Origin of the sequence: Oceanospirillum sediminis, assembly GCF_014164585.1 — a bacterium.
Taxonomy (GTDB): Bacteria; Pseudomonadota; Gammaproteobacteria; order Pseudomonadales; family Halomonadaceae; genus Oceanospirillum; species Oceanospirillum sediminis.
Window position 1 is genome coordinate 22,857 of record NZ_JACJFM010000017.1, and the last position, 22,535, is coordinate 45,391.

General features: G+C 47.7%; 19 protein-coding genes and 1 riboswitch. Of the genes, 12 read left to right on the top strand and 7 right to left on the bottom strand.

What is annotated here, in order from left to right; genetic code table 11:
- Positions 1–141: 141 nt before the first annotated feature.
- On the bottom strand, positions 142–357 hold the full coding sequence (locus H4O21_RS13485) for a hypothetical protein (protein WP_255487305.1): 216 nt from the start codon (positions 355–357) through the stop codon (positions 142–144).
- Between the two features lie 366 nt (positions 358–723).
- Positions 724–1,011, bottom strand: coding sequence for a cupin domain-containing protein (locus H4O21_RS13490; protein WP_182809402.1), 288 nt, complete (start codon positions 1,009–1,011; stop codon positions 724–726).
- A 279-nt stretch (positions 1,012–1,290) separates the two neighbouring features.
- Between H4O21_RS13490 and dbpA the strand changes: the two genes are divergently transcribed.
- The 3 genes from dbpA (at position 1,291) to H4O21_RS13505 (ending at position 4,823) form a co-directional block, all read left to right on the top strand.
- On the top strand, positions 1,291–2,676 hold the full coding sequence (gene dbpA / locus H4O21_RS13495) for an ATP-dependent RNA helicase DbpA (protein ID WP_182809403.1): 1,386 nt from the start codon (positions 1,291–1,293) through the stop codon (positions 2,674–2,676).
- A 266-nt stretch (positions 2,677–2,942) separates the two neighbouring features.
- The gene (locus H4O21_RS13500) at positions 2,943–3,488 is read left to right on the top strand and encodes a DUF2058 domain-containing protein (protein WP_182809404.1); all 546 of its coding nucleotides are present in this window, start codon (positions 2,943–2,945) and stop codon (positions 3,486–3,488) included.
- A 378-nt stretch (positions 3,489–3,866) separates the two neighbouring features.
- Entirely contained in the window at positions 3,867–4,823 is a 957-nt protein-coding gene (locus H4O21_RS13505) for a DMT family transporter (protein WP_182809405.1), read from the top strand.
- Between the two features lie 363 nt (positions 4,824–5,186).
- Here H4O21_RS13505 and H4O21_RS13510 read toward each other — a convergent pair whose 3' ends face one another.
- A complete protein-coding gene (locus tag H4O21_RS13510; RefSeq protein WP_182809406.1) occupies positions 5,187–5,780 on the bottom strand; it encodes a DUF4351 domain-containing protein in 594 nt (197 codons plus the stop codon).
- Between the two features lie 265 nt (positions 5,781–6,045).
- On the bottom strand, positions 6,046–6,321 hold the full coding sequence (locus tag H4O21_RS13515) for a hypothetical protein (RefSeq protein ID WP_182809407.1): 276 nt from the start codon (positions 6,319–6,321) through the stop codon (positions 6,046–6,048).
- Between the two features lie 81 nt (positions 6,322–6,402).
- On the opposite strand from H4O21_RS13515, the gene H4O21_RS13520 reads away from it, so the two are divergent.
- Positions 6,403–6,573, top strand: a complete 171-nt coding sequence (locus H4O21_RS13520) for a hypothetical protein (protein WP_182809408.1) — start codon at positions 6,403–6,405, stop codon at positions 6,571–6,573.
- 441 nt (positions 6,574–7,014) lie between these two features.
- On the opposite strand, the gene H4O21_RS13525 is transcribed toward H4O21_RS13520, so the two are convergent.
- Positions 7,015–8,193 carry a DUF4268 domain-containing protein gene (locus H4O21_RS13525; protein WP_182809409.1) on the bottom strand — a complete coding sequence of 393 codons (1,179 nt, stop codon included), beginning with the start codon at positions 8,191–8,193 and terminating at the stop codon, positions 7,015–7,017.
- Positions 8,194–8,938: 745 nt separating this feature from the next.
- Between H4O21_RS13525 and H4O21_RS13530 the strand changes: the two genes are divergently transcribed.
- From H4O21_RS13530 to H4O21_RS13550, 5 genes are all read left to right on the top strand, one after another.
- A complete protein-coding gene (locus H4O21_RS13530) occupies positions 8,939–10,558 on the top strand; it encodes a type I restriction-modification system subunit M (protein WP_182809410.1) in 1,620 nt (539 codons plus the stop codon).
- Complete coding sequence (locus H4O21_RS13535) at positions 10,548–11,960, top strand: restriction endonuclease subunit S (protein ID WP_182809411.1); 1,413 nt, start codon at positions 10,548–10,550, stop codon at positions 11,958–11,960. Before H4O21_RS13530 ends, H4O21_RS13535 begins: the two co-directional genes overlap by 11 nt.
- Positions 11,961–12,115: 155 nt before the next feature.
- A complete protein-coding gene (locus H4O21_RS26320) occupies positions 12,116–12,478 on the top strand; it encodes a DUF4160 domain-containing protein (RefSeq protein ID WP_220495661.1) in 363 nt (120 codons plus the stop codon).
- A complete protein-coding gene (locus H4O21_RS13545) occupies positions 12,394–12,651 on the top strand; it encodes a DUF2442 domain-containing protein (RefSeq protein WP_182809412.1) in 258 nt (85 codons plus the stop codon). The genes H4O21_RS26320 and H4O21_RS13545 overlap by 85 nt, the downstream gene beginning before the upstream one ends.
- Positions 12,652–12,751: 100 nt before the next feature.
- Positions 12,752–16,036: an HsdR family type I site-specific deoxyribonuclease gene (locus H4O21_RS13550; RefSeq protein ID WP_182809413.1), complete on the top strand. Its 3,285-nt coding sequence runs from the start codon at positions 12,752–12,754 to the stop codon at positions 16,034–16,036.
- A gap of 231 nt (positions 16,037–16,267) precedes the next feature.
- On the opposite strand, the gene H4O21_RS13555 is transcribed toward H4O21_RS13550, so the two are convergent.
- Both H4O21_RS13555 and H4O21_RS13560 read right to left on the bottom strand, forming a co-directional pair.
- Positions 16,268–18,361, bottom strand: coding sequence for a TonB-dependent receptor (locus H4O21_RS13555; RefSeq protein WP_182809414.1), 2,094 nt, complete (start codon positions 18,359–18,361; stop codon positions 16,268–16,270).
- A 57-nt stretch (positions 18,362–18,418) separates the two neighbouring features.
- Positions 18,419–18,525, bottom strand: a riboswitch (TPP riboswitch).
- A gap of 182 nt (positions 18,526–18,707) precedes the next feature.
- Positions 18,708–19,304 (bottom strand): DJ-1/PfpI family protein, encoded by a 597-nt coding sequence (locus tag H4O21_RS13560; protein WP_182809415.1) that lies wholly within the window; start codon positions 19,302–19,304, stop codon positions 18,708–18,710.
- 81 nt (positions 19,305–19,385) lie between these two features.
- Here H4O21_RS13560 and H4O21_RS13565 point away from each other — a divergent pair, with 81 nt between their 5' ends.
- From H4O21_RS13565 to H4O21_RS13575, 3 genes are all read left to right on the top strand, one after another.
- Complete coding sequence (locus tag H4O21_RS13565) at positions 19,386–20,732, top strand: aminotransferase-like domain-containing protein (protein ID WP_182809416.1); 1,347 nt, start codon at positions 19,386–19,388, stop codon at positions 20,730–20,732.
- Between the two features lie 332 nt (positions 20,733–21,064).
- The gene (gene hpaD, locus H4O21_RS13570) at positions 21,065–21,916 is read left to right on the top strand and encodes a 3,4-dihydroxyphenylacetate 2,3-dioxygenase (RefSeq protein WP_182809417.1); all 852 of its coding nucleotides are present in this window, start codon (positions 21,065–21,067) and stop codon (positions 21,914–21,916) included.
- A gap of 114 nt (positions 21,917–22,030) precedes the next feature.
- Positions 22,031–22,513: a GlcG/HbpS family heme-binding protein gene (locus H4O21_RS13575; protein WP_182809418.1), complete on the top strand. Its 483-nt coding sequence runs from the start codon at positions 22,031–22,033 to the stop codon at positions 22,511–22,513.
- The last annotated feature ends 22 nt before the right edge of the window (positions 22,514–22,535 follow it).

Consider the following 22,535-nt stretch of genomic DNA (forward strand, 5'->3'; position numbering starts at 1 on the left):
CATTTTTCATACACAAAAAGATAAAATATGTGTGCTTTTTCGTAAATGATACACGCCTGAGCAAAGCCTTTCTGTCAATCGTTGCCTTCCCCCCTCCCCCACGGGTCAGAGAATTACTGCAACACTGATAAGTGGATCTGATCAGTCATCATCCTGCATCGGTATAGAAAACTTACCCAACTTAAGTCCAGCCAGTCTCATAGCAATACTTGCTTCTTCTAAACCTGATAAGACAATGGATTCACTGACAGGCGAGAAAACGTACTCATCCTGAGCACCATCAAACGTGATTTTCCCAATGATATCCCCATTATCATTTATACAATCAAGCTCCTGTTGGGCTGGAAAGAACAGCATTATCTGAAACCTCTTTTTAAACATATCAGGCAAGTGAGTATAACAAGTATGAAGTAACTGAAAATCATCAATATAAGCTAGTGATTAAAAAGAAGACAACCCCATGTTCTCAAACGCACAGCCTGATCTGACAGAAATCATACTTAAAAGATAACTGACAGATCAGGTTTGAATTAATACAAATAAGGCATTAGATTTTTTTAGTTTTTACTCATACGAATGCTGGCACAGGCAGACGGACAATCCCGGTTGAATCATTAATCTGTTAACAAGAATGACATTGACCATTCAACCGGGTATACCGCTATAAGAAAAGCTCTGATCCCTCTATTGCTGTGTACCTTAACCTTACTCTTACAAGACCCCTTATTTGATTTCAACTTCAATCAGGACAATATCCTGATCCGTATTATTCATCACATTATGCTCCACTCCGGCATAACGAAAATAGCATTCACCGGCTTTCATCGGAACTGTCTTTGCTCCTTCTCCGGTATCAATGTCTAACTGGCAATCCTGCATCGGAACAATGACATAATCTCTGTCATGCTTGTGCCACTGGCTTTCTCCTCCGGCAGGGAACAACAGATGGTTAACACAGGTACGTTCATTATCGATCTGTTCTGTAATGGCTAATAACGGTTTGTCCGACATAGGATATTCCTTATATTTTTGTTACCTGATGATTTTGAATCAGGTGTTTTTAAGATCCGGCTAATAAAACAGATGACTGATAGCAGAGCAAGAGCTGAAAGTTTGTTCTGTTTCAACGCTGAGTTTGGTCAGCCAGAGATAGAGGTTTGAAGAAGCAGATGTTTAGCGACACGGCGGATGCACCTTTTATAAAAGCAGGGTATACTTCGCGCCCCGCGCCGGTCTACGCCGTCCGATATTCTGTTAATTCCCGATTAAATTGCCGTGAGCCCCTGTCCGATGTCCAGTTCCCAGTTTTCCAGCCTGAAGCTACCCGAGAAACAATTACAAAACCTGAAAGATCTGGGCTATCAGCAGATGACCCCGATTCAGCAGCAGAGTCTCCCTCTGGTGATGTCTGGCAAAGATGTGATCGCAAAGGCCAAAACCGGGAGCGGTAAAACCGCAGCCTTTGGTATCGGTCTGCTGGAAAACATCCGGGTCGAATCGTTTGCCTGTCAGGCACTGGTTCTGTGTCCGACCCGTGAGCTGGCCGGTCAGGTCGCCAAAGAAATTCGTAAGCTGGCCCGCTATCGCCACAACGTTAAAGTACTGACACTCTGCGGAGGTATGCCTATTGGCCCTCAGATAGGCTCTCTGGCTCATGGTGCACATATTGTTGTAGGTACTCCGGGACGTATCCAGGATCACCTGCGTAAGGGAACACTGAGTCTGGATAAAACCCGCACCGTGGTACTGGATGAAGCGGACCGTATGCTGGATATGGGATTTTATGATGAGATGGTGGATATTCTGGAGCTGACACCGTCAGATCGCCAGACGCTGCTATTCTCAGCAACCTATCCGGATAAAATTCAGCAAATCAGCGGTGACTTCCAGCGTGATCCAGTCATGGTGGAAGTGGAATCGGTACATTCCGGTCAGCAGATTGAGCAAAAATTTTATCAGGTCGCTAAAGCAGCGGATAAAACCGAGTTACTGCTGGATGTACTGGGACACTATCAGCCAGAACACGCGGTGATTTTCTGTAACACCAAACAGGGTTGCATGGATCTTGAAAAAGAGCTGTGGGACCAGGATTGCCACGCCCAGGCGTTACATGGCGACCTGGACCAGAAGGACAGGGACCGGGTACTGGTTAAGTTTGCTAACCGTAGCTCTCAGTTTCTGATTGCCACTGATGTTGCTGCCCGAGGACTGGATATTGATGACCTGCCAATGGTGATCAATTTTGATCTGACCCGTGACCCCGAAGTCCATGTACACCGTATTGGTCGTACAGGCCGTGCAGGAAAATCAGGCCTGGCAATCAGCCTGATCACAGAGTCAGAGCAATATAAAATGAATGATATTGCCGATCTGCTGGGGCTGGACCTGACGGTATCCGACCGGGATAAACTAACCGATGCGGATCGCATCGCCAGTCTGAGACCTCCGATGGTAACCCTGGCAATTGATGGTGGCAAAAAGAACAAAGTGCGCCCTGGAGATTTGCTGGGGGCTCTGACCGGTAAAGGTGGCATTGCTGGTAATCAGGTCGGAAAAATTGATATTTTTGACTTTGCCGCTTATGTCGCTGTTGAGCGTAAAGTCGCTCGTCAGGCGCTGGCGCATCTGCAGGAATCCGGCATTAAAGGTCGTCAGTTCAGAATCCGTCGGGTCTGAGTGAATAAAAAGCACCTGGGGTGAACCAAAGGCAGTCAGATATTTATCGGGTAACTCACTGTTTATCTGCCATCATTGATCTGATGCTTTGCTTACCGTTCACTCCACCTGCAAACCTGACGGGCAATCAGCCGATTTGCTTATTGTCCGGGCCATTATCTGGCAGATGATGAGTTATCTGCAAAATTGATTCTGGCTTTTAGGGACTGGCTTTCAGTAAAATCAGCCAGCATCAATGCATCTGAAATTAAAACAGTGATAAAACTATGGGTAAATCCTTACAGGATCAGCTGCTGAATATGGGCCTGACAGATAAGAAAAAGGCTAAGCAGGCTGAAAAGCACGTTAAGAAACAGAAAAAAGTTCAGCGTAAAACCGGCGCAGAAGATGAGACTAAGCTGCGTGCTGAGCAAGCGCGTAAAGAAAAAGCGGATCGTGACCGAGAGCTGAATCAGCAAAAAACGGCCGAAGAAGAAAGAAAAGCGATTCAGGCTCAGGTGAAGCAACTGATTGAGATGAATCGTCTGGGTGATGAGATCAAAGGTGATGTCGCTCATAATTTCGTACTGGATAAAAAAGTTAAGAAGATCCATGTAGCCGAAAAAATATCTGATCAGCTGGCAAAAGGTCGCCTGGCCATTGCTGAACTGGAAGGTGTATTTGAGCTGATTCCACCGAAAGTGGCGGAAAAGATCCAGCAGCGAGAACCGGACTGGCCTATCGTGCTGAATGAAAAAGCACCGGATACCGGTGACGAGGAAGAAGATGACCCTTATGCGGACTTCCAGATTCCGGATGACCTGATGTGGTAATCACGACTCAGTGATTATTTTGCACTAAAGTCTTGCTTTCAGACCTGCCATAGCAGGTCTGAAATTTATTATAATCTAAGGTTCAGACAGTTATTGTCTGGATAAGCTCAAGTTGTCTGAACAGACATAATTAAGAATAACCTTGAGCCAATACATACCTGAACAGAGGCATTCAGGCATTATTCAATGAATGCTACGAATATACTGCTTTGCAGAGCGATATTGTTCAGCCCTTGATAATATATCCGACTTTATACCCTGCCTTTAAGCACACTCCTGATTTATACCTGCGGAGAATGTATCTTTAGCCAGAATTTAATAAGGTCCGCTGTTGTTACCCCATCGGTGACTATTTATGGGAAGGAACCGGAAATACAGATGAAGACAGGCAATATCTTACTCGTTATTCTGGCGTTATCAGCGCTTGCTGCAAATTCAGTACTTTGTCGTCTTGCTTTGGGAGATACTCTGATCGATCCGGTCAGCTTTACTCTGGTAAGGCTGGGCAGTGGAATCCTGATACTGATGCTGATACTGGCTCGTGTTCGAAAGCGAGAGCAACAGAGAGTCTCTATTCCTGTAGAACATCGCTCTTTGCTGGATGGTATTCCAGTGGTAAAACGCTGGTCACAACGCTTCTCCGACAGAAGTAAAGATCTGCTAAGTGTTTTGTCTTCCCGTGGGGGCAATCGGGCGGCCATTATGCTGTTTGTCTATGCGATCTGTTTTTCTGTCGCTTATCTGGATCTGGATACCGGAACAGGCGCTCTGATTCTGTTTGGTTCGGTTCAGTTAACCATGATTGCATACAGCCTGATAAAGGGGCAAAAGCTGGCATTAATGGAATGGCTGGGTCTGCTAATTGCTTTTGCCGGTTTTATTTACCTGGTATTGCCAGGGTTAAGCACACCGTCTCTGATGGGCTTTGTACTGATGACTCTGGCAGGCATTGCCTGGGGGTTTTATACCCTGGCCGGGAAAGAATCAAATGACCCAGTGGCAGATACGGCTGCAAACTTTTTCCGTACCTGGCCTCTTCTGCTGCTAACGGGCATCTGGCTGCTATGGCAGGGTGCCGAAATGACACCGAAAGGTTTCTTGCTGGCGCTGATATCTGGCGCGATAACATCAGGGCTGGGTTATGTACTCTGGTATCGGGTGCTCAGGCTGTTTACGGCCACCCAGGCTGGCGTTCTGCAGTTACTGGTTCCTGTGATTGCAGCAATGGGTGGTGTCATCTTTGTCGCAGAACCCGTCACTATAAATCTGGTTATCGCCTCTGTGGCTATCCTGGGTGGAATCACCCTGGTGATTTATGGGCGCAAGCCTGTCTGATAGCCGGAGATACCGATGACACACCACAGGCAGGTGCTGCGGATCAAAGTGACTAATGGGACTGGAAGCCACGACGTCTGATCTTTGATTTCCCTGACATCAACAACAAGACCGGACAAAAATTCAGTAACGGCTTCAACAGCCAGCCCACTGTCTGGCATCTTATATACACTTTGAACGGTTCTGAGTCAGGCCTCTTCGAGGCCATCTGACAGCCCGTTCGCTCACCTTCTTCCCGGCCTTCCAAAGTTGATATGTAAACTGATGGCGGAGCCAGCCCGACCATCAGAATACAGACAAAAAACCAGAGCTCAGATAAAAAACAAAGCCCGGATAAAACACATTAACGATTAACGATTGTCGTTATCCCTTTGAAAAAACCTGCTCCAGGGTTTGTGCCGTTAGAATATTATCAGCCCATTGTTCCAGCTGTTCGGCAGAGCCTGAATGCACTCTGGCAACGATCTCTGTTGGCCTCGTTCGAAAACGGCGGCAGAGCTGCCGGGTGAGAACTTTAATCTGCCCCTGCCGTTCTCCTACGGCCAGACCTCTGTTTTCACCAATGGGAATACCTCGTTGCTCACCAATCTTAATACCCCTGGCCTCGGCTCGTGCTTCAGCATCTTTTATCACACCGGTTTCGTCGTATAGCAAACGCTCCAGTACCAGCACTTCGTAATTCAGAAAATCCTGAAAGCTGCCGTGCATACCGACAATTGGTGGCGCTTTACAAACATCAGGCAGTAAATCCCAGCTCAGATGCACCAGGGTAAACAGATCCTCTTCGTCCGGATGCCAGCACAACACCTCATCCGGGTTTCTCTGGTAACGGTGTGCGACCACCCGAATATTTTTGCCATATAAAAAATGACCTTTCGTGATAGCCTGATCTAACTTATCGCCCAGAATCCAGGCCCGTTCATCGCTGACTTCATGCCAGCCCTGCGGTAACTTCATACAATCCCTCGTGGATTCCTGCCGTGCGGCTCAGGCAAACGGTGGAATCATCATTCAGTACAGCCTTTAGCGCTGTACTGCAAACATCGGGTAAATATCCAACCGGTAAATATGCAATCGGCAAATATTCAGCTAGCCAATATCCAACCAATAGCAACGACACTATGTGCCATGCTCCCTCCAAAGAACATGGCACAGGCAGTGTCTCTACCGGCAAAGCATTTAAATCACTCAATACCCTGCCAATCAGAAACAGGGTGAAGTGTTAATCGCCAGTTTTCAGATCTTTATCCACCATTCTCTGAATCAGCTGCATCTCATCCATCAGATCAGAAATGTAGTAACCAGCGCCATAAGCGGCATCATTTCTATGGATGGATGGTTCACTCCCGAAAGCGATATTGTCCAGCGCCACCAGCATAAATGCACAGCGCTGATTAAAGCATTCGAAAGCCTGACTTAACTGATACATATCCAGCGGATCAACGGCCTCTTTTTTCTCCCCGCTTTTAATGTCGGAGACATTATTACTCTGGTTCATAGTGCTAACCTCCGTGTTATTCCGGTTGCTGAATTCGGCCCAGATTTAACCGGCCCTGGTTTAAATAGATCAATCGCGATCATGGCGACGGCAGATTTAAGGCGGGAGGATACCCGGCGCATTAAACCCACAGACGAACAGGAAAACCGCCGATCCGATAAACGAATGATCGATTCAGACAAACGGGAGCACAATCCGGGCGTTACAGCACCTATGGATAAAATACCCTGGGATAAAACATCCCCTCGGTGAAAAAACGACGGACAATGAAGGTTAAAACCCGAGAAACGGAAGGAATTGAGGACGCAAAAAAACCTGGCACCGCAAATGCGATTACAGGCCGTAAGATGATGAAAATAAAGAAATTTTTCTTTAGCCGAGCGGGGCTCTGACGTACTATTAACTGTAGCCATTATTAGATACTCACGTTATCGATGATGGTTAGCTGCCTCTGGGTGGGTAGGATCACTCAGGGGTAGCGACTTTGTTTATGATTTAAATGCTTGCGATAGACACCTCCTTCTTTTTGATCCGGTTAATTAGCAAATATTGAAACATCAGTCAGCGGTTTAAAGCAACTGCTAACTGATGTTTGCTGGTTTTCTGAGCGGCCTGTTTGGCAGTTATGGCAAACGCATCCGCAACCTGCATAATCACTGACGGGTTGCACTTCTTTAAACTGACGACACCGCCTTACACGTTCGTAGTACCGTTATGTTTTTGCCTTAACGCCTCAGCGGCTTTTTGCAAGGGTGCTCTGATGGCCTGTTCCAGTTTACTCATATGCTCCAGATGCCAACTGACAGACTGTGTCCAGGTGTCGGTATTAAAACCGTCAACCTGATAACCAAACTGAATCCGTGATGTTTTCTTATCATCCAGACGCAGCCATTCCAATGAGGCTCCAAAAGCCTGCTCGATATCGGACTGATGAGAAAATAAGTAATCAAACAGAAATTTATTGTCAGCCTGATCAGCACGATCCAGCCCCAGCTCTACCCGTAACTCTTTCTGAGAAAAAATCAGCCGGAACGGACAAGCACTTAATCCAGACCCTGCTGATAACCAATGATCTTTACCGGGGCTGATGTTGTCATACAGTTTGCAATCACTTTGCTGGAACACCTCCAGCAACTGCTCCCAGTAGGCCAACCGTTTTTGCTGAGCATTCTTTAATACGACTTCAGTGCTTTTCTCTTCCGCTTCCTTAGCGTTAATACTGATCATCAGCTCTTTTGCTTCCAGTGTTGGAATAATCTGATCAATATTAATCAGTAGCCGTTCCTCCAGAGAATAAGGCGTCACTTTAAAGCATTGAATACTGATCCCCTGACCTAACAACCAAAGTGCGGTGCTGGTCACCTCCTTACGAAAGTTCGCCGCTACCAGCATTAAACGCTGGCTATTGCCTAAGTTCAGCTTCACTTCGTCCAGATCAGGGGCGTTCAGAAAATCACAGATTCGACTGGCTGCGTTAAGAACGACATCCGCAGATTGATCACCGTGACGTTTAACAGGCGGGTATTTATGTAAATATTGCTGGTAGATATCGACAATCTGGCCTTTGGTCAGGCTGGCGCAATAAGAGGCATATTTCAGCGCCTGCCAGACCACATCACGACCAGAATCATCCAGCTTATTTTCAATAATTACCAGGTTACCGTCTTTATCCAGCGCTAACAGATCAAGCCGTTCACGGGTGTCATCAAAACCGTCAAACTCTTTCTGAATAATCAGAAGCTCTTCACCCAGCGCATCAGGCTGATAGGCCAGCCATTCCTGCAGGTGTTTGCGTTCGGTAAAACCCAGTTCGCTGAATTTTTGCGTTTTAACCGGGCTGATTCGGTTACTCAGATGATCGACTGTGAACATGCACTCTCCCTGTGTTTTATAAACGGTTTTTATGAACGGTATTTTCTGAACCATGCTTTCTGATACATGACTTAGCCAGCGCACTGTATAGCAGAGCACCTGCGATGTGCCTTGATTCTGAATAACAGGCTTTTGTTTTACAACCCGATTTTAAACCGGTGTTTGCATAGAAAGCGTCCATTGATCTTCACTCAGAAAGTCTTGCGGATACCCGAAAATAATATGTCATTAACCTGATAAACTCACTGGACATCATTTTAAAAACAAGACATCATCTTTCTTCGCGAAGCCCCCACCTCGCATAGCAATATACTGAATATAACTGCTTGATCACTATAGTAATTAAGCCAATATCTGCTGGCTGGATAAATCCGTTATTATAGCGTCGCATGACAATTGGAAAGCCGTGTCGTGCTACAAGCAGACAACAGTCAGCCTGTTAATTCAGACAATATATCAGAGGTCAGAGGGAGCGCCCCCATAGCTCATGCGGCATATTGCAATCCTTCTGCTAACAGACCTCAATATTACAGGTTGGAAACAGGCGGGATCAGTAAAACACCATCCGTCCCTACGACCTTAATAAACAGAAAAACACCGGCTTTCCAAACAATATTGAAATGAGTGATGGCCTGCTATTCATCATATTGTCATCAGGCACATTACCCGACATCACAAGACTTAAGTGATTGTTTTAGCGTTTCAGACATTAACGAAAACAGACGACACCAGGAACAGAATCAGCATGGCGAAAGCACCGGCAAAAAAAGCCGCTAAAAAGAAACCAGCCAAAGGCTTTGAAGAAACCCTGTGGGATACCGCCAACCAACTGCGCGGCAGCGTTGAATCATCGGAGTACAAACACGTTGTACTGAGTCTGGTGTTTCTGAAATTTATCAGCGACAAATTTGAAAGCCGTCGTCAGGAGCTGATCGACAACGGTCAGGATGCCTTTGTTGATATCGAAGTGTTCTACCAGCAGGATAACGTCTTCTATCTGCCGGAAGAGGCGCGTTGGAATTTCGTTAAAAAGAATGCCAAGCAGGATAATCTCGCCATCCTGATTGATACTGCCCTGAGCACTATCGAGAAGACCAACTCCTCTCTGAAAGGCGCACTGCCAGAGAACTACTTCTCCCGTCAGGGGCTGGAAGTGAAGAAACTGGCCTCGCTGATTGATGCCATCGACAATATCGACACCCTGGCCAATGAATGTGATCTTAGCGAAGAAGACCTGGTAGGTCGGGTTTACGAATATTTCCTGGGTAAATTTGCCGCCACAGAAGGTAAAGGCGGGGGCGAGTTCTATACGCCAAAATCCGTCGTCACCCTGCTGGCTGAAATGCTGGAACCTTATCAGGGCAAAATCTACGACCCTTGTTGTGGCTCAGGCGGTATGTTTGTGCAATCCCTGAAGTTTGTTGAAAGCCATAAAGGCCGCAGTCAGGATATTGCCATTTACGGTCAGGAACTGACCACCACCACCTACAAACTGGCAAAAATGAACCTGGCGATTCGAGGTCTGTCCGGCAACCTGGGCGAACGCCCGGCGAATACCTTCTTTGCCGACCAGCATAAAGACCTGAAAGCCGATTACATTATGGCGAACCCGCCGTTTAACCTGAAAGACTGGCGTAACGATGCGGAACTAACCGACGACCCACGTTTTAGCGGCTTCCGTACCCCACCAACCGGCAATGCCAACTACGGCTGGATTCTGCATATGCTGTCCAAGCTGAGCGAAGACGGCACCGCCGGTTTTGTACTGGCAAACGGTTCTATGAGTTCCAATACCAGCGGCGAAGGCGAGATCCGCCAGAAACTGATCGAAGATGACCGCGTAGAATGTATGATCGCCCTGCCGGGTCAGCTGTTCTACACCACCCAGATTCCTGTTTGCCTGTGGTTCCTGACCAAAAACAAAAGCGCTGACTCAAAGCACAGTTATCGAGATCGTAAAGGCGAAACCCTGTTTATCGACGCCCGCGAAATGGGCACCATGATCAGCCGGGTACACAAAGAACTGACCGTTGATGACCTTGCTAAGATTGCAGACACCTACCACGCCTGGCGCAGTGATAGCGACGAACTGCAACGTCGTATCGACGCCAAAGAAATCAGCGTTGAAAAATACGAAGATCAAGCCGGGTTCTGTAAATCCGCCACCCTGAAAGAGATTAAAGCAAACGACTTTGTACTGACCCCAGGCCGTTATGTCGGTGCCGCAAAAATTGAAGATGACGGCATCCCGTTTGAAACCAAAATGAAAGACCTAACCACAACCCTGTACAGCCAGCTAAAAGAAGCGGAAGAACTGGATAAAGCCATCCGTAAAAATATGGAGGCACTGGGTTATGGGGAGTGAGTGGCAAATCACAACACTTGGAAAGATTTGTTCAAAAATCACTGATGGTAGTCATCAAAGTCCCAAGTCTGTATTAAACGGAATGCCCATGGCGTCAGTGAAGGATTTAAATCATTGGGGAATAGATTTAAATTCTGCGCGACACATATCTTACGAAGATTACGAAATACTCGTTAAGCAGGGCTGCAAACCTAGTGTGGGTGATGTGCTCGTTGCTAAAGATGGGAATAGTGCCCTTGACACGGTTTGTGTTGTTACGCGGGATGATGAAGTGGTCCTACTTTCTTCTGTAGCAATCTTGAGGCCTATTCTGAGTGACATAGATCCATGGTTTCTAAAGTATTACTTTATGTCACCGCAAGTTCTTTCCTATTTAAAAAACAACTTTATTTCGGGCGCAGCAATACCCCGGGTAATTCTAAAAGACTTTAAACAAGCTGAAATTTTACTGCCTACTTTAGTTGAGCAAAAGAAAATAACCAATCATCTTAAGAGCTTGGATGACAGAATAGACCTCAATCGCCAAATCAACCACACCCTCGAACAAATGGCGCAAACCCTCTTTAAATCATGGTTTGTTGATTTTGATCCTGTGATTGATAACGCCTTGGATGCAGGCAACCCAATTCCTAATGAGTTGCAACAACGAGCAACGCAGCGTAAAGCAGTGCGTGCAAGTGAAGGATTTAAACCTCTTCCAGATAATATCCGTCAGCTATTCCCTGATCAGTTTGAGAAAGGCGAGTTAGGATCGATGCCGAAAGGGTGGGATGTTAAACAGCTTACAGATTTAGGGCGAGTAGTTTGTGGTAAAACTCCATCAAAAAAAGTCTCAGAATATTATGGGGGACAGGTATCATTTATAAAAATACCAGACATGCATGGAAATGTATTTATTACGAAGACATCTGACAACTTGAGCCCTGCAGGTAGTGAATCTCAAATAAATAAGCTTATACCAAAAGGAAGTATCTGCGTTAGCTGTATAGCAACTGTCGGTTTAGTATCTATTTCTACTAGTGATGCTCATACAAACCAGCAGATTAACAGTCTGATTCCTGAGTGTGATTATCACCGAAATTACTTGTATTTCTCATTGATAGAAAAGAAAGATCATTTCCATGATCTAGCTAGTGGTGGGAGTGCAACGCTTAATATGAATACAAGTACCTTCTCAAAGGTGAAAGTCTTATGTCCATCAGAAAACATACTTAGACAATTTCAGATGTATAGTGATCCTTTGCTAAATAAGTTATTAAAAAACATACAAGAAATTGTGTCGTTAGAGTCTCTACGTGACACCCTACTCCCCAAACTAATCTCCGGGGAGTTACGTCTGGATCAGCTCGATATTGATGCAGGCAATCAGGAGAATATCTCCGAGGAAATCGCTATCGCTTAAATAACTTGGGAGTCGGTTGGATAGGCTGCACACCATCCGACATTTTGCTCCCAGAGTGATTGATTGTCGGAAGGCGCCTACGGCTTTTCCGACCTACGATGATGATAGAGCTGTGGCCTGAAAATCATGTCATTAACATTGGAGGGGGATTTGTTATGCCAACAATAAGTGCGTTTTACGGCATTATTATTCAGATGTTTTATGGTGATCATGCCCCACCTCATATCCATGTTAAGTACGGTGAATATAAGGCTGTGATTGATTTCCAAAAGCAGGAAGTGACGCATGGTTCATTACCAAGAAGGGCAACCAATCTTGTGCTCGATTGGGTGGAGCTGCATCAGGCAGAGTTAATGGACAACTATCTTGAAAACTACCGGAACTTTGTTCAAATCATCAGCAACCAAAACCTATTGCCCCTTTGGAGTAAGTTATGGAATGGGATGTTACTGAAGTCAGTGTTAAAGCCGATAACAGGCTTTTTGTTCGTTTTAAAGACGGCGTACAGGGTACTGTAGAGTTTGCAAATAGCTTTTTTTACGGTGTGTTCGAACGCTTGAAAGATCCTGAAGAGTTTCGCCGTGTGATGATTGAGGATGGTGTGGTGACATGGCCGGGTGAGTTGGATCTGGCCCCCGATGCGATGCATGATGCCATCAAAAAAGAGGGAAAGTGGGTTTTGGAGAAATAGCCCTCTCACTCTTACTTTTACTCGTTTTTCCGTTTTTGTCGGAAGGTGCCTACGGCTTTTCCGACCTACGCCGTTTTACAAGGATGAGAAAGATAACGCTATGAGCCTGAAATTTACCGAAGCCAGGTTGGAACAAGCCATTATTGATCTGCTGGGTGATCAGGGGTATCGCCATTATCCCGGTTGTGATATCCAGCGGGGTGATAATAGCGAGGTTTTGATTGAGGAGGATCTACGGCGTTATCTGTCTCGTCAGTATCAGGCGCAGGATATTACGGACAGCGAGATTGATTCGGTTATTCGTCAGCTGAAAGCGTTATCGGCCAGCGTTCTGTACGAGAGTAATAAAACCTTTTGTCACTGGCTGGCAAATGGTTTTGTGCTGGAGCGTGATCCGGCGACGGATTCTGCCGGGCGGCAGAAGCAGGATATCTATATTGAGCTGATGGATACCCATGCTTTACCAGAGCAGCTGGCGCAGATGTTTACCCGCGAACCGGCCCCCGCTGATATGCCGAGTCAGGTAGCAGAAACGCCGGCCAGTTATCTGTCTGAGAAGCGCCAGGATAATAATATTTATAAGCTGGTTAATCAGCTGGAGATTGAAGGCACAGAAGAAAAGCGTATCCCGGATGCCATTCTGTATATCAACGGGTTGCCGGTGGTGGTGTTTGAGTTTAAATCCGCAATTCGTGAGGAAAAGACCAGCACTCATGATGCCTGGCGTCAGCTATGTGTGCGTTACCGTCGTGATATTCCCCAGTTATTTGTCTTTAATGCCCTGTGCGTGGTGAGCGATGGTGTCGCCAATAAGCTGGGTAATCTGTTTGCGCCGTATGAGTATTACTACGCCTGGCGCAAGATCACCGGTAATGAGTCCACCGAGAAAGACGGGATTAATGCCCTGTATACCATGATTCAGGGTTTGTTCGATCCGGTGCGTCTGCGTGATGTGCTGAAGAACTTTGTCTATTTCCCGGATACCTCCAACGAGGAGGTAAAAATTGTCTGCCGTTATCCCCAGTATTACGCCGCCCGTAAGCTATATTTTAATATCAAAAAAGAGCGCAAGCCGTCAGGCAGCGGTAAAGGCGGTACTTACTTTGGTGCCACGGGCTGCGGTAAGAGTTACACCATGCAGTTTTTATCCCGCTTGCTGATGAAAAGCGTGGATTTTGAAAGCCCGACCATTGTACTGATTACCGACCGTACCGATCTGGATGAGCAGCTATCTAAGCAGTTCTGTAAGGCGACGCAGTATATCGGTGATGAGATGGTTGAGCCGGTCACCAGTCGTCAGGACCTGAGGGAAAAGCTGGCCGGGCGCAGCAGTGGCGGGGTATTTCTGACCACCATTCATAAGTTTACCGAAGATATTCAGCTGCTATCAGAACGCACCAATATTATCTGTATCTCGGATGAGGCCCACCGCAGTCAGGTCAATCTGGATCAGAAAGTGGTGGTGGATCAGAAAAAAGGCACGGTGCGTAAAACCTACGGCTTTGCTAAATATCTGCACGATTCTCTACCTAATGCCACCTTCGTCGGTTTTACCGGTACACCGATTGATGCCACGTTAGATGTGTTTGGTGATCCGGTGGACAGCTATACCATGGCCGAGTCGGTCAATGACGATATCACGGTGCGTATCGTCTACGAAGGCCGGGCAGCCAAGGTGGTGCTGGATAATAATAAGCTGGAAGAGATCGAGCAGTACTACAAGGAATGCGAAGAAGCCGGGGCCAGCGAATATCAGATTGAAGAGAGTAAAAAAGCCACCGCCAATATGAACGCTATTCTGGGTGACCCGGACCGTATTGAGGCGTTAGCAAAAGACTTTGTTGAGCATTACGATAATCGCGTCAGTGAGGGTTCCACCATTAAAGGCAAGGCGATGTTTGTTTGCGCCAGCCGTGAAATTGCTTACGATTTTTATAACAGCGTTAAGGCACTGCGCCCGGCCTGGTTTGAAAAGAAGCAGGCCATTGATGGTGTTGAGCTGAACGAAGAGGATCGTAAACAGCTGATGTCACTGCCCTTGGTCAATATGGTGATGACTCGTGGTAAAGACGATGACGCTGAGATGTATAAGCTGCTGGGTAATAAAGAGTATCGTAAAAAACTGGACCAGCAGTTTAAAGACCCGCGTTCGAATTTTAAGATCGCCATTGTGGTGGATATGTGGCTGACCGGCTTTGATGTACCTGAGCTGGATACCATCTATATCGACAAGCCACTGCAGAAACATAATCTGATTCAGACCATCTCTCGCGTCAACCGTAAGTTCAAAGGCAAAAATAAAGGTCTGGTGGTGGATTATATCGGCATTAAAAGCCGGATGAATCAGGCGCTGGCGATGTACTCCAAAGCCGATGAAACCAATTTTGAGGATATTCAGGCATCGCTGACAGAGGTGAAGAATCATCTCGATCTGTTAAGGCAGATGTTCCACAAGTTCGATAGTTCGGGCTATTTCTCCGGTGAAGCCACCGAGCAGCTGGCATGCCTGAATCAGGCCGCTGAATTTATACTGCGCACCAAAAAAGGCGAAACTCGCTTTATGGCGCTGGTGAAGCGGTTAAAAGCCGCTTATGACGTGTGTGTCGGCAATGAACAACTGACTCAGGATGAACGGGACCATATTCATTTCTATATGGCGGTGCGTTCCATTGTTTTTAAACTGACCAAAGGTAATGCCCCGGATACCGCGCAAATGAACCAGAAAGTGCGCGAAATGATTGCCGAGGCCCTACGGGCAGACGGTGTCGAAGAGATCTACCGCATGGGTGAGGATGACGCGGAAACCCTGGATATTTTTGATGAAGATTATCTGGATCGGGTCAGTAAAATTAAACTGCCTAACACCCGCATGCAGTTGCTGCAAAAGATGCTGGAAAAAGCGATCAGTGACTTTAAAAAGGTCAATCAGATGCAGGGCATTAACTTTTCTAAGCGCTTCCAGTCTCTGGTTGATAAATACAACGAACGTAAAGAAAACGATGTGCTCAACGGTGAAGAGTTCGATACCTTCAGTCAGGAAATGACCGATATGATCTACGACATTAAAGCCGAGATGCTGTCGTTTGTGGATCTGGGCATTGATATGGAAGAAAAGGCTTTCCTGGATATTCTGCAGCATATGTGTGAAAAGTACGACTTCACCTATGATGAGGAAAAAATGCTGGAGCTGGCCAGAGAAATGAAGATCATCGTTGATGATAAAGCCCAGTTCCCGGACTGGAGTAATCGGGATGATATTAAAGCCAGTTTAAAGGTCGAGTTAATCCTGCTGTTGCACAAATTCGGCTTCCCGCCTGTAGCTAATGATGATGTTTATCTGGAAGTGTTGCAGCAGGCCGAGAATTTTAAAAAGCATCAACAGTAGATCAGGAAAACGGGGGAGATAATAAGCATCTCGGATACAGGCCATGCAACCATAGACATTGGCCGATATTCACTGCAGGCAACCTGCTTTTCTTAGATTAAACGATATAGCGTTGGCACTATGCTGACACAGGGTCACCCTGTTGGCCGGGCTGAGCAAGCCTGGCCAACAGGTTACAAGGACAAGTTACACGGGATAATGATTTATTGGTAGTGGCTCACTTTCCCAGAATCAGAAATCCAGTTTAGCCGTCATACCCACCAGACGCGGTGCGCCTAACTGGTAGTAAGGTTCTGTGGTGTAGTCATTACGCGGGTCGTTACCGAAGGCACCAAAGCCACGCACGATATAGTCTTTATCGGTCAGGTTTTTCGCCCACAGGGAGATATCCCAGTCTTTAGCGCGATAACCGATACGGGCATTTAACAGTGCGTAATCATCGGTTTGTTCGTCATGGCGATCCGACAGGTAGAACTTGTCTTTCGCTTCCACATCCAGCTGGCTGTACCAGCCTGAGCCGTGCTGATACAGGGCTGCCAGCATCATCTGATAGCTCGGTGCATAAGCCTGATCGCGGCCATCGTAACTGGCACCAGATTCTTTCAGTTCAGTTTGCAGCAGGCCAACACTGCCGGACAGTGTCAGTTGTGATGTCGCTAACCAGCGGCCTTCCAGTTCGACGCCGTAGTTATGACCTTCTGCCGAGTTAGCAGTGTAGTCGATAAACTCGGTGCTGCCATCGTCACGGGCCACCTGACGGGAGCCTTTAATCTGTACGTCTTCACGCTGTTGCCAGAAGAACGCCAGTTGTCCCTGCAGGCGGCTATTCAGCCAGTCACCTTTTAAGCCCAGTTCGTAGTTCCACATATATTCGGTGTCGAAAGTACGCAGTGCTTCGGGCAAGGTGCCGTTGCTGTTAAAGCCACCGGCTTTGTAACCACGGGAGATCAGACCGTAAGCGATAGTGTCGCTATTCAGCAGGTATTCCAGTGCGATGCGACCGCCCCACAGGGTTTCATCCGGGTCCGAGTCAACGCCTTCGCTGTCTTTATAGTCTGCCTGCCATTGTTCTACCCGCAGGCCGGTGGTCAGCGACCAGAGGTCAGACAGTGCGGTATCCAGCTGACCGTACAGGGCAAAACGCTGACTGTCATATTCGCTGGTAAAGTCGTTACCCTGGTAGGTGTATTCACGGGTCATATCCACTTGCTGATCGTAAGCGTAAATGCCTGTTACCCATTTCGTGGAGCCGTTAAACAATTCTGCACCCGACGCAGAGACTAAACGAATATCCGCCGTGGCGGTTTTGCGGTCACGGATATAGTTGTCTGTTGAGCTGTAGCCGTAAGGATGGAAGCCGTCGTAGGTCCAGTCTTCGTCGTAACCGTATTCCAGATCAGCATCAGATACGGATACATTGGTTTGCAGGTCAAAGGCGTTAAAACCGGTGTAGTCGGTGGCGATGGCAAAAGCGGTGGTTTTCTGGCGGTCATGCCCCGGCTGATCTGAGATAGTGCGGCGAGGATCATCCAGCGAGAAAGCGTCATAACCGTTGTTGTTATTGATGTGCAGGGCTGTCAGGTCAACGGTCAGATCGTCTGCTGCATCAATACGGATTTTACCGCGCAGGGTCAGTTCGTCCTGGTTGTGGGTATCATCCCGTTTCAGGTAATCGTTGCGGGTAAAACCGTCGCTGTTTACCGATTGCACCGCCAGACGATAGCCGACCGATTCAGTCGCCGGGCCACTGATCACCGCATTCAGTTTTCGGGTGTCGTAATCCGCCAGTGTGGTTTCGATGCTGCCTTCAAACTCATCCGATGGGTCATTGCTTTTCACATTGATCAGACCGGCCAGTGCATTAGCGCCGTACAGGGTGCCTTGCGGGCCACGGAACACTTCAACCTGCTCAACATCTAACAGGCTGGCACCGTCGGCGATACCGCTCATATCAATACCGTCAACGATCACACCCACCGATGGATTCAACGGCTCGACAAACTGACTGCGTTCACCAATACCACGAATCTGATAGAAACGTGCCCGGTTGCTGCCCCCGGCAAAGTTTACGTTGGGTGTCAGGCCGATCACGTCTTCCATCTGAGTGGCGCCACGTTGTTGCAGCGCCTGCTGATCAATCACACTGACACTGGTAGGCAGTTCCTGCAGGCTGGTGTCGCGCAGAGAGCCGGTCACGACAATGGTCATGATCTCTTCTGCCTGAGTATTGTTACTACCAGCACTGGTCTGTTCCTGTGCCATCAGATTGGCGCTTTGTATCGCTACCACTAAGGCGGTCAGGGAACTTACGGTTTTGAGTCTCATTTCAAGTCTCCGAAAAAATGCAGTCGAAGACCCGGTTGAAATCGGTAAAGAAAGGCGAATTGTTCAGAGTCCTATCCCTACGCCGGTATCATCCGGATCAGGTTCAAAGGGTTTGCCCGGCAGGACATCTCAGGCTGACAGATCAGCCACCCCTTAGGAAGCCGGAATAGCAGGGCTATCCGACAGAAGCCGGATTCTACTCTGACCGATAAGGAATCACCAGAATTTAAAATAACATTCTTTTCAGAGGGTTAAGCGGTTGTGGTTTATACTGAATCAGAGTGGATAAGCAACATTTAAGAGGCCTGCAGACACTGAGCGTGAGTCGTAAATCTGATTTTGTAAATTACAGATAAGGTGAGACGACCTGCATCGCCTGTTCTATCCACTGCTCTTTCTCACCAACAGGGGCCATATAGTGCAAAGCCTCACACGCCTGCTGCACACCTTTTAATCGGGCAATCATCCAGAAAGCCAGATACTGAGAAGCCAGACAACCTCCGGCGCTGGCGATGTTACTACGGGCAAAAAATGCCTGTTCCATAATCGAATTGCCAAAACGCTCAGCATAGGGTCGAGTGGTCAGGTCAGTACATACCGGCTGATCACTCAGCACTCCCAGAGCCAGTAGAATTAACGCCCCGGAACACTGGCTGCCAATGATCTGCCGATTCGGGTCCAGTGCCAGTCGGGATAACTGAGTTTTATCTTCGATAAAGGCCCGCGTTTGCAGCCCACTACCCAGAATGACGGCATCGGTTTCAATAACCTGCTCCAGAGGGATATGGCGACGAATCTCAACGCCATTCATAGAGGTTACTGTGTCTGTCGGACTGGCGATGGATATTTTCCACTGTTCACCCTGTACCCGCCCCAGTAATCCCAGGGCAATAAAGCTGTCCAGTTCATTAAACTGATCCAGTGTCACAATAGAGATATGCATGATTTTGACTCCTGATTGATTGAAGAGCCGTTATCTAACCATTTAAAATAATGACAATCTAAAAATCGTCATGGATACAATATGCCCAGCCCACGATACAAACAGCTTGTCGATCGGTTTGCCGGAAAGATACGTTCAGGCGAATTGCCGCCGGGTGAAAAGCTACCACCACATCGCACACTGGCGGCAGCCGAAAATATGGCTCTGGTGACTGCCAGTCGGGTTTATGCTGAACTGGAAAAGATGGGGCTGGTCAGTTGTGAAACCGGGCGTGGCACCTTTGTCAGAGAAACCGCGTTACCGACCGGACACGGTGTTGATCAGAAAAGTAACCCGCCTGATACCCTGGATCTGAACTTCAACTCGCCCCTGGTTGAAGGGCAGTCTGAGTTATTTCGTGACGCCCTGAAAAAGCTGGCCTCTTCAGGAGATCTGGAAACGTTACTGCACTATCAGCCCCATGCAGGCAGACCAACAGAGCGACAGGCGATCAGCCATTATCTGGCAGACAAAAAAACGGAGGTTTCTGCAGAGCAGATTTTTATTACCAACGGTACACAACATGCCCTTTCTTCTGTCCTGCTGACGCTGTTTAATCCGGGCGATGTAATCGCTGTGGATGCTCAGACCTACTCTGGTTTTAAAGTGCTGGCGCAGTTACATCATATTGAGCTGGTTGCCATACCTGTGACGCCACAGGGGCCGAATCTGAATGCTCTGAGAACCCTCTGTCAGGCACGCAGGGTTCGCGGGATATATACCATGCCAACCCTGCATAATCCGCTGGGCTGGGTACTGGATCTGGAATGTCGAAAACAGCTGGCAGCAATTGCAGAGCAGTCTGATCTGATCATTATTGAAGACGGTGCCTATGACTATCTGGCAAATGATGCCCCGGCCAGAATGATGACCCTCGCACCGGACAGAAGTGTCTACGTGTCTGGTTTTTCTAAAAATGTCGCCACAGGACTACGGGTTGGTTATCTGGTTACGCCGGTAAAATGGTGTGAGTCATTCGAACGCTGCATTCGGGCAACCAGCTGGAATACCCCGGCTTTAAACACGGCCTTGATTACTCGCTGGCTGCAGGATGGCACTGTGGCTCGCCTGGAACAGGAGAAACGCCAGGATGCCGGTCAGCGCCAGGATATCGCCCGACAAGTTCTGCAGGAACATCACATCTGGTCACACCCTAACGCCTATACTCTTTGGCTGCCGTTACCTGAAGGCGTCAGAGCGGATCAGGTGGTCCACTCCCTGTTAAACCATCATATCGCCGTTGCAACGGCAGAGCCTTTTACTGTCGGGCCATCCGTCCCGCAAGCGATAAGGATTGCACTGGCTTCTATACCTTTGCCACAGTTACAGGCAGCTCTGGTAACCATTAACCAGGTCATAGAGGATCATTATTGCGGTATTACAGATTGAAATCCTGATATTTCATCCGGTCACTATCGAATATCCCTCTGCCATAATTCAACCCTATGGCGGATAGCTTATCCCGGCATGATTTCTTCCCATAAGTGATAATTGATAAAGAACAATATTCAGTGTTTCGGGCTTGATATTCATTAATATGTTAATTATATTGAACCGGTTAGTTAACATATTAACTACTTTATTCTGTCATCAGGGTTCAGACAGAGCTAAACCGGCAAAAATAACGATTCATCAGGGCGTCCGGAAAAGACCGTCTTATTGACCATATAACGTGGATCGTCCTGAGAGCAGCCAGAATAAAATAACAGAGGTTCAAGAAGATGGGCGAAATTGTTTTAGCAGCAAAAGTTACACACGTACCCACCATGCTGATGTCAGAGCAGCCTGGTCCACTGGAAGGTTGTCGTCAGCAAGCTATTGATGGTCACAAGGAAATTGCCCGTCGTGCTCGCGCTGCCGGAGCAGATACTATTGTTGTGATCGACACTCACTGGCTGGTTAACGCCGGTTATCACATTAATGCAGCAGATAACTTTAAAGGTAACTTTACCAGTCACGAGTTCCCGCACTTCATTCAGAACCTGGAATATGAATATCAGGGCAACCCGGCACTGGGTGATCTGATTGCTGACAAAGCGATGGCGAAGGGAGTACACACCCTGTCTCACCAGGTAGAGTCTCTGACACTGGAATACGGCACCCTGGTACCTATGCGCTATATGAACCCTGAATCTGACCTGAAAGTGGTTTCCGTCGCGGGCTGGTGTACGGTTCATAGCATTGAGTCTTCTCGTCTGCTGGGTGAAGCCATCCGCGAAGCGATTGAAGAAAGCGACAGCAAAGTACTGCTGGTTGCGTCTGGTTCTCTGTCTCATCAAATCTGGGCTAACGATGATTACGCGGCTAACAACGGTACTTTCACTATCTCCAGTGAATTTAACCGTCAGATGGATCTGCGTGTACTGGAGCTGTGGGAAAAAGGCGAATATGCCACGGTTCTGAAACTGCTGCCAGAATACGCCGAGCACTGCTCCGGTGAAGGCGGTATGCACGACACCGTTATGCTGTTTGGCGCTCTGGGCTGGGATAAGTACAAGGGTAAAGCCGAAATTATCGGCGAATACTTCCCAAGTTCAGGTACAGGTCAGGTTAACGTGGCCTTTGAAGTATAAATCTGCCGCTTTAAATCCTGTCGCCACAGGAGCTTATATCTCTGGCTTCTGTGGCGCGACATCGGGCATATCAAGCCTTGATTATTATTTCTAAGCCTCCTGGAAGCTGCCCTTATGTCTTCAGACATCACTGATTGTATCGCTGATCCGGATATCTCTGTCTCTGTGGAAGAACAGGTGCTTAACTGGCGCGTTGCTTCACAGATGGTGCTGGCGGCCTGCGAATACGCCAGCCAGCACAACCTGAGAATATGCGCCTGGGTTGTGGATCGTCATGGTAACCCTCTGGCCATGCAACGTATTAACCAGGCTCCGGTTTACTGCACGGATATTGCCCAGGGCAAAGCACGTACCGCAGCCAGTTTTGGTTTTGCCACCATTCTGTGGCAGAGCCGGTTACAGGAAAAGCCTCATCTGCTCAGCAGCCTGAGCCAGCAACCCGGTCTGATCACCTTTGGCGGTGGTATTCCTGTTGTTCTGGATGGCATTGTACTGGGCGCTATCGGTGTTTCCGGTGCGTCGGAACAACAGGACTGTGACTGCGCCCAGGCCGGTATTGATGCCCTGACAAGCCTTATCAATATAAATACAAACTGATTTTCTATCTGCAATTGAGAGC

Coding starts and splice junctions, on each gene's coding strand:
- H4O21_RS13485 (WP_255487305.1), bottom strand. CDS start 357: ATGCTGTTCTTTCCAGCCCAACAGGAGCTTGATTGTATAAATGATAAT.
- H4O21_RS13490 (WP_182809402.1), bottom strand. CDS start 1,011: ATGTCGGACAAACCGTTATTAGCCATTACAGAACAGATCGATAATGAA.
- dbpA (WP_182809403.1), top strand. CDS start 1,291: ATGTCCAGTTCCCAGTTTTCCAGCCTGAAGCTACCCGAGAAACAATTA.
- H4O21_RS13500 (WP_182809404.1), top strand. CDS start 2,943: ATGGGTAAATCCTTACAGGATCAGCTGCTGAATATGGGCCTGACAGAT.
- H4O21_RS13505 (WP_182809405.1), top strand. CDS start 3,867: ATGAAGACAGGCAATATCTTACTCGTTATTCTGGCGTTATCAGCGCTT.
- H4O21_RS13510 (WP_182809406.1), bottom strand. CDS start 5,780: ATGAAGTTACCGCAGGGCTGGCATGAAGTCAGCGATGAACGGGCCTGG.
- H4O21_RS13515 (WP_182809407.1), bottom strand. CDS start 6,321: ATGAACCAGAGTAATAATGTCTCCGACATTAAAAGCGGGGAGAAAAAA.
- H4O21_RS13520 (WP_182809408.1), top strand. CDS start 6,403: ATGGCGACGGCAGATTTAAGGCGGGAGGATACCCGGCGCATTAAACCC.
- H4O21_RS13525 (WP_182809409.1), bottom strand. CDS start 8,193: ATGTTCACAGTCGATCATCTGAGTAACCGAATCAGCCCGGTTAAAACG.
- H4O21_RS13530 (WP_182809410.1), top strand. CDS start 8,939: ATGGCGAAAGCACCGGCAAAAAAAGCCGCTAAAAAGAAACCAGCCAAA.
- H4O21_RS13535 (WP_182809411.1), top strand. CDS start 10,548: ATGGGGAGTGAGTGGCAAATCACAACACTTGGAAAGATTTGTTCAAAA.
- H4O21_RS26320 (WP_220495661.1), top strand. CDS start 12,116: ATGCCAACAATAAGTGCGTTTTACGGCATTATTATTCAGATGTTTTAT.
- H4O21_RS13545 (WP_182809412.1), top strand. CDS start 12,394: ATGGAATGGGATGTTACTGAAGTCAGTGTTAAAGCCGATAACAGGCTT.
- H4O21_RS13550 (WP_182809413.1), top strand. CDS start 12,752: ATGAGCCTGAAATTTACCGAAGCCAGGTTGGAACAAGCCATTATTGAT.
- H4O21_RS13555 (WP_182809414.1), bottom strand. CDS start 18,361: ATGAGACTCAAAACCGTAAGTTCCCTGACCGCCTTAGTGGTAGCGATA.
- H4O21_RS13560 (WP_182809415.1), bottom strand. CDS start 19,304: ATGCATATCTCTATTGTGACACTGGATCAGTTTAATGAACTGGACAGC.
- H4O21_RS13565 (WP_182809416.1), top strand. CDS start 19,386: ATGCCCAGCCCACGATACAAACAGCTTGTCGATCGGTTTGCCGGAAAG.
- hpaD (WP_182809417.1), top strand. CDS start 21,065: ATGGGCGAAATTGTTTTAGCAGCAAAAGTTACACACGTACCCACCATG.
- H4O21_RS13575 (WP_182809418.1), top strand. CDS start 22,031: ATGTCTTCAGACATCACTGATTGTATCGCTGATCCGGATATCTCTGTC.